General features: G+C 72.3%; 12 protein-coding genes. 4 read left to right on the forward strand and 8 right to left on the reverse strand.

All coding sequences use genetic code 11. From position 1 onward, the window contains the following. Positions 1-157: 157 nt before the first annotated feature. Together CFN78_RS25475 and CFN78_RS25480 are read right to left on the reverse strand one after the other, a co-directional pair. The gene (locus CFN78_RS25475) at positions 158-1,438 is read right to left on the reverse strand and encodes an adenosylmethionine--8-amino-7-oxononanoate transaminase (protein ID WP_094865562.1); all 1,281 of its coding nucleotides are present in this window, start codon (positions 1,436-1,438) and stop codon (positions 158-160) included. Between the two features lie 34 nt (positions 1,439-1,472). Next, positions 1,473-2,672, reverse strand: a complete 1,200-nt coding sequence (locus CFN78_RS25480) for a cytochrome P450 family protein (protein WP_094865563.1) — start codon at positions 2,670-2,672, stop codon at positions 1,473-1,475. 244 nt (positions 2,673-2,916) lie between these two features. On the opposite strand from CFN78_RS25480, the gene CFN78_RS29360 reads away from it, so the two are divergent. Together CFN78_RS29360 and CFN78_RS25490 are read left to right on the forward strand one after the other, a co-directional pair. After that, positions 2,917-3,087 carry a hypothetical protein gene (locus CFN78_RS29360; protein WP_165777704.1) on the forward strand — a complete coding sequence of 57 codons (171 nt, stop codon included), beginning with the start codon at positions 2,917-2,919 and terminating at the stop codon, positions 3,085-3,087. Positions 3,088-3,090: 3 nt separating this feature from the next. Further along, entirely contained in the window at positions 3,091-3,717 is a 627-nt protein-coding gene (locus tag CFN78_RS25490) for a nucleoside/nucleotide kinase family protein (RefSeq protein ID WP_094865565.1), read from the forward strand. A gap of 16 nt (positions 3,718-3,733) precedes the next feature. Here the strand turns inward: CFN78_RS25490 and CFN78_RS25495 are convergent, their stop codons facing one another. From CFN78_RS25495 to CFN78_RS25515, 5 genes are all read right to left on the reverse strand, one after another. Next, positions 3,734-4,891, reverse strand: a complete 1,158-nt coding sequence (locus CFN78_RS25495) for a glycosyltransferase family 4 protein (protein WP_094865566.1) — start codon at positions 4,889-4,891, stop codon at positions 3,734-3,736. Between the two features lie 184 nt (positions 4,892-5,075). After that, entirely contained in the window at positions 5,076-6,128 is a 1,053-nt protein-coding gene (locus CFN78_RS25500) for a C40 family peptidase (RefSeq protein WP_094865583.1), read from the reverse strand. A 482-nt stretch (positions 6,129-6,610) separates the two neighbouring features. After that, positions 6,611-6,829: a hypothetical protein gene (locus tag CFN78_RS25505; protein ID WP_094865584.1), complete on the reverse strand. Its 219-nt coding sequence runs from the start codon at positions 6,827-6,829 to the stop codon at positions 6,611-6,613. A gap of 111 nt (positions 6,830-6,940) precedes the next feature. Next, a complete protein-coding gene (locus tag CFN78_RS25510) occupies positions 6,941-8,737 on the reverse strand; it encodes a D-alanyl-D-alanine carboxypeptidase family protein (protein ID WP_094865567.1) in 1,797 nt (598 codons plus the stop codon). A gap of 145 nt (positions 8,738-8,882) precedes the next feature. Next, positions 8,883-10,280, reverse strand: a complete 1,398-nt coding sequence (locus tag CFN78_RS25515; protein ID WP_094865568.1) for an NYN domain-containing protein — start codon at positions 10,278-10,280, stop codon at positions 8,883-8,885. 152 nt (positions 10,281-10,432) lie between these two features. On the opposite strand from CFN78_RS25515, the gene CFN78_RS25520 reads away from it, so the two are divergent. Then, complete coding sequence (locus tag CFN78_RS25520; RefSeq protein ID WP_094865569.1) at positions 10,433-12,139, forward strand: DEDD exonuclease domain-containing protein; 1,707 nt, start codon at positions 10,433-10,435, stop codon at positions 12,137-12,139. Positions 12,140-12,197: 58 nt separating this feature from the next. Then, complete coding sequence (locus tag CFN78_RS25525; protein ID WP_094865570.1) at positions 12,198-12,479, forward strand: Lrp/AsnC family transcriptional regulator; 282 nt, start codon at positions 12,198-12,200, stop codon at positions 12,477-12,479. 112 nt (positions 12,480-12,591) lie between these two features. On the opposite strand, the gene CFN78_RS25530 is transcribed toward CFN78_RS25525, so the two are convergent. Further along, on the reverse strand, positions 12,592-13,568 hold a 977-nt coding region (locus CFN78_RS25530), incomplete at its 5' end, for a cytochrome b family protein (protein WP_476692358.1).

Raw genomic sequence — 13,568 nt, forward strand, 5'->3', positions numbered from 1 at the left:
CAGAGCCAAAAAGCAGCGGCGCGTGTAATACGACTCACTCAATCGGACGCCAATCCGCCGCGACTTATGGCGCCAGGTGATCATATTCCCGGATCGTGAGAATGAAATTCATGATCACCCCCGGATCGGGTGAAATTCGACAGTCCAACGTGGACAGTCACGCCAAAGTGACCGTCGACACGATCGCCGAGCAAATCCGTGTGAGATCCGCGTTTTCTGTGACATACGGCGGCATTGTGTAAATCAAGTCGCGGAACGGACGCAGCCACACACCGCGCCCGGTCAGCTCCCGGGTCGCCGCGGCCATGTCCACCGGCCGGTCGAGCTGCACCACTCCGATCGCGCCGAGCACCCGCACGTCCAGCACCCCGGGCAGCGCGGCGGCCGGTGCCAGTCCCGCCCGTAGCCCGGACTCGATCCTGGCCACGTCGGCGGCCCAGTCGCCCTTGCGCAGCAGGGAAATCGACGCGTTGGCGACGGCCGAGGCCAGCGGATTGCCCATGAAGGTCGGGCCGTGCGCGAGCACCGGCAGGGTGCCGCGGGAGATCCCGTGGGCGACCTCCGGGGTGCACAAGGTCGCCGCCATGGTCAGGTAGCCACCGGTGAGCGCCTTGCCGACACACAGCACGTCCGGGGTCACCCCCGCGTGCTCCGCGGCGAACAGCTTGCCGGTACGGCCGAATCCGGTGGCGATCTCGTCGAAGATCAGCAGCACCCCGTGCGCCTCGGTGACCTCGCGCAACGCGCGCAGGTACGCGGGATGGTGGAAGCGCATGCCCCCCGCTCCCTGCACCACCGGCTCGACGATCACCGCGGCCAGCTCGTCCGCGTGCGCGGCCACCGCCTCGGCCAGAGTGTCCATATAGGACTGGTCCGGTTCCGCGCCGAAGTCCGAGGGCGGGGCGGGCACGAACACCTGCTCCGGCAGGACACCGCGCCAGAGCGAGTGCATGCCGCCCTCCGGATCGCACACGCTCATCGGCTGGAAGGTGTCCCCGTGGTACCCGCCGCGCCAGGTCAGCAGCTTGCGCCGCCCGGTACGTCCGCGCGATCGCTGGTACTGAAGGCACATCTTGACGGCCACCTCGACCGAGACCGAGCCCGAGTCGCAGAGGAAGACATGCCGCAGCGGGTCCGGGGTGAGCTCGGCGAGCGAGTGGGCGAGCGTGATCGCGGGCTCGTGGGTGAGCCCGCCGAACATGACGTGACTCATCCGTCCCGCCTGCTCGCGCAGGGCCTCGTCCAGCACCGGGTGCCCGTACCCGTGGATCGCCGCCCACCAGGAGGACATCCCGTCCACCAGTTCACGGCCGTCGGCCAGGCGCAGGCGCACCCCCTCGGCGCCGGTCACCAGTAGCGGCGGGACCGTACCCGGCATCGGGGCATAGGGGTGCCACACGTGCTCGGCGTCGAGGGCGAGCAGTTCATCCGGCGTCACCGCGCCAGGCTAGGCCTGCCGGTGACCCTTCCGTTCAGTCCACCCGGACCGGCAGCGTCTCCAGTCCGTGCATGAGGGTGCTCGCCCGCCAGCGCAGCCCGGCGGGCTCGCCGTCCAGCCGCAGGTCCGGGAAGCGCCGGATCAGCGTCCCGATGGCGACCTCCGCCTCCAGTCGCGCCAGCGGAGCACCCACGCAGTAGTGGATGCCGTGCCCGAACGCGACGTGCCCGCCCGCGGGCCGGGTGATGTCGAGGACCTCGGGCTCGTCGAACCGCGCCGCGTCCCTGTTCGCCGCGAGCAGCGAGACCATGACGAACTCGCCGGCCGGGACCGTCGTGCCACCGACCTCCACCGGCTCGGTGGTGAAACGCAGCGTCGCCAGGTTCACCGGGCCGTCGTAGCGCAGGAACTCCTCGACGGCACCGGAAATCAGCCCCGGATCGCCGCGCAGCGCCGCGAGCTGCGCGGGGTCGCGCAGCAACGCCAGTACCCCGTTGCCGATCAGGTTGACCGTGGTCTCGTGCCCGGCGACCAGCAGCAGGAAGGCCATGGACACCAGCTCGACCTCGGAAAGGGACTCGCCGTCGTCGGTGGCGTGCACCAGGTCGGACAGCAGGTCCTCACCCGGTTCCGCCCGTTTGACGGCGACCAGCCGCGTCAGGAAGTCGGCCATCGCCGCGGACGCCTGCCGGGCCTGCTCCGGTGGCGCCACCGAGACCATGACGTTCGACCACTTCTGGAAGGCGTCCTGGTCCCCCTCGGGCACACCGAGCAACTCGGAGATGACGGTGATCGGCAGCGGGAAAGCGAAGGTGCCGAGCAGGTCCACCGAACCCGCCTCGGCGATCCTGTCGAGCAACCTGCCGGTGATCTCCTCGACTCGGGGGCGCAACCTGGCGACCGCCCTCGGGGTGAACGCCTTGTTGACCAGCTTGCGCAGACGGGTGTGATCCGGTGGGTCCATGTTGAGCATGTGCTCGGCGAGCGAGTCGGTGTACCCGGCCGGCCTGCCGCCGTGCTGCTCGAACAGTTCACCGATGCGCCCGCTGTCCTTGCTCAGCCGCGGATCCGCCAGCATCGCCCGCGCGTCGTCGTATCCGGTGACGAGCCAGGCCCGCAGACCGCGCGGCAGCACCACCCTGCGTACCGGTGCCTCCGCGCGCAGCGAGGCCACCAGCCTGTGCGGATCCTGGCTGAAGTCGAGGTCGAGTACCGCCGGTTCGCGCGTGCGCATTCGGGTTCCTCCGCGTTTCTCGGGTGGCCACGTTCCTACGGTCAACGGACGGGCGGCCTCGGGGGTGCCCCCGGCCGCCCGAACGGGGTAGTTCCCCGGACCGGGCGGTGCCCGTGCGGTACGCGACCGGCGGACGGCACACCCCGCAACGACGCCACCGGCAGCGGTTCGATCACCGGCCGAGGTGCGCCTGCGCACCTCGGCCGGGGAACGCGGTGCACGGTCGCGTTGCTACCGTGACCGGATGTCCGAGTCGCCGGCGCCGCTCACCGGTCCCGGCCACCGCGGGCACACCGGTGAAGGTGTCGCCATCCGCCGCGACACGCACCGGGCCGCGAGTCGCGCCGGGCGGCCGGACCAGGACGCTCTCCCGTACGCCGCCGCCGGCTCCCGCCCGCCGATCCCGCGGCCCTGAGCGATGCGTTTCCGGCCGATCACCCCGGACCTGCTGACGACCGAGCTCGCCGAACGCATCCTCGGCGCCGAGGTCCCGCACCTGCGGGTGGCGATCGACGGGGCGGCTGAGGCCACCGCCACCGGCGAGCTCGCCGACGCGCTCACCGGGCCCCTGCGCGTCGGCGGTCGCGAGGTGCTGCGGGTGTCGGCCGGCGACTTCCTGCGTCCCGCCTCGCTGCGCTTCGAACGTGGCCGCACCGATCCGGACAGCCGGTTCGAGGACTGGCTGGACACCGGCGCGCTGTCCCGCGAGGTGCTCGGGCCGCTCGCGCCGGGAGGCAGCGGTGAAGCGCTGCCCGCTCTCCGGAACCCCGTCACCGACCGGGCCCGGCGGCTGCCGCGCATCCGCCTCGGCGTACCGGGGGTCCTGCTGCTGGACGGGGAACTCCTGCTCGGGCGCGGCCTTGACGTGGACCTGACCGTGCACCTGTGGCTCTCACCCCCGGCGCTGGAGCGCCGGATCCCGCCGGACGCCCGATGGGCGCTGCCCGCCTACGCCCGGTACGAACGCGAGGTCGCTCCGGCATCGGTGGCGGACGTGGTCGTGCGGGTGGACCATCCGCGCAACCCCGCCGTCCGGGTGCGCTGACCCGCGCGCCGGATGCTCAGCGGCGGACCGCCACCGGCGCGCCGTCGAGCATCCCGGCGAGGCGTCCGGCGAGCACGTCCCAGCGCCAGTGCTCACTCACCCACTCGCGGCCCGCCTGCCCCATTCGGCTCGCCCGGACCGGGTCGGCGAGCAGGGCGGCGACCGTGTCCGCGAGCTGGCCCAGTTCTCGGCCGTCCACCACGTGCCCGGTGACCTCGTCCAGCACGGTCTCCGGCGCTCCGCCGGAGCGGCCCGCCACCACGGGCAGCCCGGTCGCGGACGCCTCCAGATAGACGATGCCCAGGCCCTCGACGTCCAGGCCGCGGCCGCGGGTGCGTGCGGGCATGGCGAAGACGTCCCCAGCGGCGTAGTGCGCGGGCAGTTCCTCCCAGGGCACCGAACCGGTCAGCACCACGTCGTCGGTCACGCCGTGCTCGCGCGCCAGCGTGGTCAGCGTCTTCCGGTACGGTCCGCCGCCCACGATCAGCAGCGCGGCCTCGGGCACCTGCCTGCGGATCTCCGGCAGTGCGCGCACGAGCATGTCCTGGCCCTTGCGCGGCACCAGGCGGGACACGCACACCACCGTCGGCCGGTCGCCGAGCCCGTGCCTGCGCCGGATCTCCTCCCGCGCGCCGGGGTCCGGCCGGAACACCGCCGGGTCGACCCCGGAGGGCAGGTGCTCCAGGCCGGCCATCGGCCCGAAGGCGGCGGCGAAGCGGCCACGGGTGTACTCGCTGACGTAGGTGACGACGTCCGCCGTGTCGCCGATCCGGCGCAGGGCCTGCCGGGCCGCGGGCAGCATCGACCAGCCGACCTCGTGCCCGTGCGTGCAGGCCACGATCCGCCGTACACCCGCGTCACGCAGTGGCCTGCCCAGCAGGGCCAGCGGGGCGGCGGCACCGAACCAGACGGCCTCGCAACCGGCCGAGCGGACGATCTCACGGGCTCGCCGGAGCACGTCGGGCGTCGGCAGCATCAGCGAGGTGGGATGCCGGACCACTTCGAACGGCACGCCCGCGTCGAACTCGGTGTGCGAACCCGAACCTGATTCCCAGGACGGCGCGTAGACGACGAGGTCCTCGGGCCGTAACCGCATCGCCAGCGCGTGCAGATACGACTGGATGCCGCCGGGGCGCGGAGGGAAGTCGTTGGTCACCAGCAGGGTCTTGCGCACCGCCCGAGGCTACCGCCCGGCCCGCACCCGCCGAACGGGCGCGGCGAATCCCTCGGCCGCCCATGGGCGAACCAGACTGATCCAGATCACCGAACACGGAAACGGCGCCGGGGTGGCACCGCTTTCGCGATACCACCCCGGCGCCGATACGACCGTGCGATGCTTCTGTGTTCGATGCGTCCGATCAGCCCGGACGGCGAGCGCCGCTGAACTCCTTCTGCAGCGCCGAGACCTTGACGACGTCGCCCGAGGTCGGAGCGTGCACCATCTGGCCGTTGCCGATGTAGATGCCGACATGGGACACCGGCGAGTAGAAGAACACCAGGTCACCCGGCTGGAGCTGGTCACGCGGGACCGACTGGCCGAAGGTGGCCTGGGCCCGGCTGGACCGCGGCAGGCTGATGCCCGCCTGCTTGTACGCCCAGGAGGTGAGGCCGGAGCAGTCGAACTGGCCCGGGCCGGTGGCACCCCAGACGTACGGGCTGCCGCGCTTGCCGAGCGCCGCGTTGACGGCGGTCTGCGCGGCGTCGCCCGGAGCCTTGATGTCGGTGGGCGGTTCCTCGCCCTCGTCGCCCTGCTCGGCCCGGTCCTCGTCGCTGAGCGAACCGCTGGCCTCCTCGAGCTCCTTCATCTGGCTGTCCAGGGCCGACTTGCGCGACTCGATGTCCGAGGTCAGCTTCGCCGCGTCGTCCTTCGCCGTCTGGGCACGACCCTGCGCGTCGGCGGCCTGCTGCTGCGCGGCCGTCGTCTGCGCGGTGGCGTCGGTGAGGTTGCTCAACGCCTTGTTCTGGTCGTTGGCCAGTACACCGAGGGCCGAGGAGCGGTCCAGGAAGTCCTGCGCCGAGGTACCGGTGAGGAGCGCGGACATCTTGTTGAGCTGCGCACCGCTGGTGAACGAGGCGTCGGCGAAGCGGTCGACGTCGAGGCGGAAACGCTCCTCGTTCTCGGTCGCCTGACCCTGGGCCTGTTTGGACTTCTCCAGGTCGCCGTTCGCGACATCGAGTTCGCCCTGACGGGCGGCCAGGTCGTCCTTCGCCTTGAGCAGGTCCTCGTTGATCTTCTCGGCCTGACCGGCGAGCTCGCGGTACTTGGTGAGTTCCTCGGAGGACGTCGGGGGATTCTGGGGGGCGGGGTTGGGAGCGGCGGTTGCCGATGACTGGCTGAAACTCACGGCCGCGATGACGGCGGTGGCTGCCAGAGCACCTGACACAACACGCTTCACGGGATGCGACTGCACGTCGCGCGTGTCTCCTTTGCTGTCGGCCACCTACCGGACACCGCGCCGCGTCGAGGTCGGGGGCCCTCGTCGTGACCTGCCGACGAGCGGACCGCGTGCGAACGCGGGCACTCACTTCGGCAAACGGTGTGTTCCACCGCTCCAGACACGGCGGTACCCCGGCTAGGCGGTACTGCATCTGGAAGAGCGCAGTGGCTCCGGCACGGTTCCCCGACGAAACCGCTTCGGCAGCGACCCCGCGTAGCCGACCCTGTTGTGCCGGCTGCCTTCCACGAGGTCTCGGCCAGGTTACGAAAGACCGGCCACCACGTCTACAGGCTGCGACCGAAAACCTGGGAACCCTGCGCCGAGACACGGTTGGACCAGCGCCGAATCGCATTGTGTGACAGACGCAACACCCCAGCACATCACGAGGTTCGACCGTTCATCCGTTCGGATGGACCGTTCAACGCATAGCCGACGTTCTGGTGCGGCCGGGCGTGTCACCCGGCGCGACGACGCCCGCCCCGCGCGGGCGGGCCGGTCTGCTCCGGGGTGACCAGTCGCAGCCGGGGCACCATGCCGGCCTCGGCCAGGGCGTCCACCGCGCGTCGCTCCTCGACGTCCCACTCGACCGCGGGCGGGGCGCCGAGCAGCACGCTGATCACGCACTCCGAACAGGCATCGCCCCGAACCTCGCACCGGTCGCAGTCAATGATCATCGTGTCGTCCACGGTCGCTCCCTCGATCTGTCGGCGGCCTGTCCCGGAACCTCTCGTCCCGCTCACCAGCACGTTAGGCACGGGCACCGACAGAAAGCGCGTCCCGGGGGCTCAGCCCGTGGCGCCGGCGAACTCCCAGTGCCACGGTTCCTCACGCCCGCCGCCCTGCCGGGCCCAGCCGGGATGCACCCAGCCGAACGCCCGCGCGTTCGCCAGCAGCCAGCCGTGCTGGGCCGTGCCGAACGACTCCGCGCCACCGCAGAGGTCCACGGCCAGTCCCCAGCCGTGATTGCTGGTTCCTGGCACGGCCGCCAGCGACGGCTTGCGCCGGTAGAGATCCACCTGCCCGTCGAACGTGCGATACGAGTCGGTGACGCACACCGGGGCACCGAAGACGCCCGCGTAGGCCTGCGAGAGCGCCTGGAAGGACTGCGCGGCGTCGCAGCGCAGCGAGTGCGAGCCGGCGCCGATGGGGCACAGCGCCGTCGCCGGGATCAGGCCGTTCGGGAATCCGCCCCACGGGCCCACGGCCGCTCCCCCGCCGGCACCCCGTGTCCCGGCCGGCAGTTCCACGCCGCCGCACCGCCAGGTGAGTTCGCCATCGGCCCTGGCGGGCACCGGTTCCGCCTGCCGGGCACCCAGCGCCGGACGGGACGCACCCAGGACGTCCGCAGCGGTCGGCAGGTCCGTCACCACGACACCGGCGAGCCTGGCGTCCGCGGCGAGCATGGTGCGCTCGTCGAGCACGATCCCGACGGACTGCACCCCGTACCGGGCGGGCCCGAGGAACACGAGGTCACCGGGCCGTACGTCGGCGGGTGGCACCGGGACACCGGTGGCGAACTGCTCGGCGGCCGCCGCGGGAACGCCCAGACCGCCGTACACCGCGTGCACGAGCCCGTCGCAGGAGTACGCCCTTGGCCCCGCGCCGGACTCGCCCGGCACGTACGGCAGGCCCAGCGCGGCGATCCCGGCGGTGACGGCGGCGACGGTCTCCTCGGGCAGCACCAGCAGCCGCTCCCCCGCGTCGGTGGCCTCGGCGACGCCCGCCTGGGCCGCCCCGGCGGAGCCGGTCGACGGGGACAGGCCCGGCGGCAGAGCGGCCGGATCGCGCAGCCGGGACGCCGGGGGCGGGCTGATTCCGGCCGCGGCGAGCCGGTCGGTGTATGCCTTCCAGTTCGCGGCCGTCGCGGCGTTGCGATCGGCCTGGGCCCGCTGCTGTGCGACGACGGCGGCGTTCGCCTCGTCGATCGGGGCGGTCAGTTCGGCGGAGACGGCGTCGGCGCGGTTCGTCGCGTCGCCCTCCCTTCGCTGCACGTCCGCCTTCCGCTCCGCGGCCGTCCGTTCGACACCCGCGGCGGCCGACTCGGCGTCCCGCGCGGCCCGCTGGCGGTCCATCGCCCCGAGCAGCCGACGGTCCTGCGCCTCGGTGAGCGAGCGGACCAGCGAGGTGCCGTCGAGCAGATCTCTGGGGTTGTCCACGGTCATCGCCAGCCGGAGCTGATCCGGCCTGCCCATCGCGGTGAACACCCGCCGGGAGTAGTCGTCGACCTCCTGCTGCTGTGCGAGGACGGCCTGGTCTGCGGCGCGGCGTTCCGCGGCTGCCCTGGCCAGTTCGGCGGCCGCCTCGGTAGCGGAGTCCTGTGCGGAACGGGCGAGCCCGGCGAGGTCGTCGAGCTCACGCTGGACCTCGGCGGCCGTCCGCTGCAGCCGGGCCAGCTCCGGCCCCGCGAACGCCTCACCGGGCCGCGGGTCCGGGGTGGCGGCACCGGGCGCGACGCCGGCTTCCAGTCGCGGTTCGGGCGGTTGCGCGGGCGGTTGCGCCCCGGCGGGCGCGGCGGCGAGGGTCAACGCGAGCGCCGACACGACGGGCAACACGGCGGACAACCGGAGGGCACGAGCCCGCATCGCACCTCCACTACGTCAGGTGGAACGGGTGCCGGGCGGATCCGTGGCCCCCAACCAGGTTCAACGCGGCCGGCACCGCCCGGGTCACGCCCCGGGCGGGTGACGGAGATTGCGGTTGCGCATCGGCGGCCCGGCCGGGAGCCGGTCAGGTGCGGCCGAGCCTGCGCAGCAGCACGACCGAGGGCACGGCGTGCGCACCCGCCTGCCGCACCGATTCGGCGACGGCACGGTCCGAGGTGGCCACCACCACCGGTCTGCCGTCCGGCTCGGCGGCGACCAGCGAGCGAATCACGTCGTCGGCGAGGACGCCCCTGTCGGAGAACAACACGCGTACGCCCCGGGCCGCCGCCGCCGGCACCGACAGCACCCCAGCGCCGTCCCAGACGACGGTGACCTCCGCTCCGAGGCGTGCGGTGAGCGCGCCGAGCTGCTGGACGAGGCGATCGCGCTGGTCCGCCAGCGGGAGATCCGGGTAGCCGGTCTTGGTGACGTTGTAACCGTCGACGACGAGGTGCATGCCGGGCAGGGCGAGGAGTTGTTCGAGGGCGCCCACGTCCTGCACCCGGCCGCCGAGGCCGCTGCCCGAACGGACGCCCGCCACCGTGTCGGCCGGACGACGTCCGGTGGCGGCGGCGGGCAGGGACAGCTCGTGGCGCAGGCCGCCCGCGATACCGTCCAGGGTGTCCACCAGCAGCGCGAGCCGCACCTCGTCGGCCTGGCGGGCCTCCCGGGCGGCCTGGCGGGCGGTACGGGCCTCCGCGGTGGCCCGTTCGGCGCGCGTCCGCTCGGTGTCCACCCGGGAGCGCTCACGGTCGAGCTGGGCCCGCAGTGCGGCCACCTCCTCGCCGTCCCGCTGCCCGGTCGCCTCGGTCTCCGAGCGCGCGGCCTCGGCGGCGTCGCGGGCCCTGCGTAACTGGACGCCCTGCTCGCGCAGTCTGCCGCGCAACCGGTCCAGTTCCGCCTCCCGTTCGCCGCGGGCGCGATCGGCCGCGCCGAGGGCGTCGGCGAGTTCGGCGCGCACCGCCTCCAGCTCGGTCTCCAGCCGCAGAGCGCGCGCGGCCGCCGCGTCGCGTTCGGCGCGCAGGGTCGTCTCCTCGGCGTTCTTGGCGACCAGTCGGACGCGCGAGCTCGCGTCCGACTCGCCGAGCAGCACGGCGGCGGCAGCGGCGGCGACGGAATCGGCGGCGTTCGGGTCGAGGGCGTCCTGCCGGTGCTCGCGCAGCCACTCCAGGACGGCCACCCGGAAGGCACCCGAGTCGCGCAGGGTGCCGAGCAGGGCCGTCCGGCCGAGCCTGGCCCGTTTCGCCGGGGCGAAGCGGGCCACCGGCCGGAGCTGCCGCGGCACGTCCACCGGCGGCAGTTTGCCCAGCGCCGCGGCGGCCAGTTCGGCGACCCGGTCGCGCACGGCCTCGGGCAGCCCATCCCAGTCCACAGTGGACTGCCCCGCGGGAGTGCTCGCCGGGTTCTCCGGCACGCCGGGCTCGGACGGGCCACTATGCGGACCGGGACGCTCCGGCCCGTCGGGCTGGGGCGACGGGAACATCGCACCAGGCTAACGCCGACCGGCAACGGCGCAGCCCCAATCCGTGCGCAACCCCCTTCCCGGGGCGGGATTCGCCTGGCCGGGGGCCATCCCACCTGGCAGGACGGCGGGTGCCCGGAAGTTGTCGGTGGGGTGATCTAGTTTTCCCGCCGATGGACAGCACCGGCAGTCAACTCGCCTTCGACGAACTCGGCACCCCGTTGCGGGACACCACCTTCGTCGTGTTCGACCTGGAGACCACCGGGACCAGGCCCGGGCCGCACGGCATCACCGAGATCGGGGCGGTCAAGGTGCGCGGCGGCCGGGTGCTCGGCGAGTTCGGGACCTTCGTGAACCCGGGCATGCCGATCCCGCCGCAGATCGTGTCGCTGACGGGCATCACCACGGCGATGGTGCACGACGCGCCGTCGATCGACCGGGTGCTGCCGTCGTTCCTGGAGTTCATCGGCGGCGCCGTGCTGGTCGCCCACAACGCGCCGTTCGACACCGGGTTCATGCGGGCGGCGTGCCAGGCGCACGGTTACCCGTGGCCCCGTGCCGCCGTTGTCTGCACCGTCCGGCTGGCGCGGCGGGTGGTGCCCCGCGAGGACACCCCCAGCTATCGGCTCTCGGCGCTGGCCGCGCTGTTCGGGGCGGGCACGGTGCCGAACCACCGGGCACTCGACGACGCCCGCGCGACCGTCGACGTGCTGCACGGCCTGCTGGAACGGGTAGGCGGGCTGGGCGTGCACTCGCTGGAGGAACTGCTCGACTACCTGCCGGAGGTCACGGCAGCACAGCGTCGCAAACGGCAGCTGGCGGCCGACCTGCCGTCGGCGCCCGGGGTGTACCTGTTCCGCGGCCCGAACGAGGAGGTGCTCTACGTCGGCACCGCCTCCGACCTGCGGCGCCGGGTCCGGCAGTACTTCACCGGTTCGGAGAGCCGCGGCCGGATCCGCGAGATGGTCGCGCTGGCGATCCGGGTGGACACCGTGGAGTGCGCGCATTCGCTCGAGGCACAGGTGCGGGAACTGCGGTTGATCGCCGCCCATCGCCCCGCCTACAACCGCCGGTCGAAGAATCCCCGGTCGGCCTGGTGGATCGCGCTCACCGAGGAGGCGTTCCCCCGGCTGTCGGTGATACGGCTGCCCCGGGACGGGGTGCTGGGCCCGTTCCGTACGCAGGCCACCGCCCGGCTGGCGGTGGACACGCTCGCCGGAGCGGCCGGGCTGCGCACGTGTACGCAGCGCATCCCCGCCACCGGCTCGGACGGCAGCGCGTGTGTGCTGCTCGAACTGGGACGCTGCGGCGGGCCGTGTATCGGCAGGCAGGCGGTCGGCGAGTACTCCCCCGCGGTCGATTCGGTGGCGGAGCTGTTCTCCGGGCACGGCAGCGAGCCGGTGCGCAGCGCGTTGCGGCAGCTCGACGAGCTGGCCGCGGCGAACCACTTCGAGCAGGCCGCCCGCAGGCGGGACGAACTGGCCTCGCTGATGCGGTCCCTGGACCGCGCACATCGCTACGCGGCGCTGGCCGGTGTTCCCGAGCTGATCGCGGCCTGCCCGGACGGCGGGGGCGGCTGGGAGTTCGCGGTGATCCGGTACGGCAGGCTCGCGTCGGCGGGTGTCGCGCGCCGGGGCGTGCCGCCGATGCCGGTGGTCGAGTCGCTGGTGGCCGGCGCCGAGACGGTCCTGCCGGGGCCGGGGCCGCTGCACGGCGGCGGCAGTGAGGAGATCGGCATTCTGCTGCGCTGGCTCGGACGGCCGGGGGTGCGGCTGGTTCGCAGCGCGGTGCCGTGGTCGGAACCGGCGCACAGCGGTGCCCGCTGGCGGAACTGGGTGGATCAGGTGGCGGCGGCGACCGACCTGGAGCGCGTCGGCTGAACGGCCGGGCGGCTACCATCGGCGGCGTCAAGCCCGTGCCCTTGAGGAGGACATTCCGGTGATCACTGCGATCGTACTGATTCACGCCGTGGCGGAGAGCATTCCCGATGCCGCGCAGTCGATCGCGGAGCTGGACGGGGTCGAGGAGGTGTACTCCTGTGCGGGCGAGGTCGATCTGATCGCGGTGATCCGGGTGGCCGCGCACGAGGACCTCGCCGACCTCATCCCGGCTCGCATCGGCAAGGTGGCGGGCGTCCTCGACACCGACACCCACATCGCGTTCCGCTCGTACTCCAGGACCGACACCGAGTCGGCGTTCGACATCGGTGTCGCCGACTGATTACGCCCGCCACCGGCTGACCTGACCGCCGGGCGACCGGGCGGCACCCGACCATACGAAAGGGCCGCATCCCTCCCGAGGAGGAATGCGGCCCTTTCGGTCTGCCTGCTCGTCAGCGTTCGGACGTACCGCCGCTGCCCGAGGTGAGCTCCTTGGTCTCCGAGCCCTCGGCGTGGCCGTTGGCCGAACCGTTGGCCGAGCCGTTACTGCCGGCGTGACCGTTGCCCTGTGCGGAGGCGTGGCCGTTGCCGTTGGCCGAGCCGTGTCCGTTCGCGCCTTCCAGCGCGGCTGTCTCCTCGACCGGGTCGGCCGAGATCCAGCTTCCGGGGACGGCGTGTCCGGCGGAGCCGAGTTGGTTCATCTTCTTCGGTACCGCGGCGCCCTGGTAGGCCAGTTCGAGCGGGTGACCGTGGTCGTCCACCGGGCCGAGCGGCTGGTGGATCTCGATGAACTCACCGTGCGGGAGGCGTTTGATGATGCCGGTTTCCACACCGTGTTCGAGCACTTCCCGGTCACCGCGTTGCAGACCGATGCAGATCCGGTAGGTGAGGTAGTACGCCAGCGGCGGCAGCAGCAGAATGCCGATCCGTCCGGCCCAGGTCGTCACGTTCAGCGAGATGTCGAACGCGAACGCGATGATGTCGTTGAACCCGGACAGGAAGATGACCATGAAGAAGGTCAGCGCCATGATGCCGAGGCTGGTGCGCACCGGTACGTCGCGCGGCCGTTGCAGCAGGTTGTGATGCGCCGTGTCCTTCGACAATCGTCGCTCGATCCACGGGTACGCGATCAGCAGGCCGAACAGGATCGGCATACCCAGAGCACCGACGAAGAACACCGGTGGAATCAGATAGTTGCCGAGATACAGCTCCCATGCCGGCCAGATCCGGAGCATGCCGTCGGCCCAGGCCATGTAGTAGTCGGGCTGGGAACCGGCGGAGACCTGCGACGGGTTGTACGGGCCCAGATTCCAGATCGCGTTGATCTGGAACACACCCGACATCAACGCCGTCAGCCCCGTCACCAACGCGAAGAACGCACCACCCTTGAGCGCGAACACCGGCATGATCCGCACACCGACGACATTGG

It is taken from the genome of Amycolatopsis antarctica, from assembly GCF_002262875.1.
Taxonomy (GTDB): Bacteria; Actinomycetota; Actinomycetes; order Mycobacteriales; family Pseudonocardiaceae; genus Amycolatopsis; species Amycolatopsis antarctica.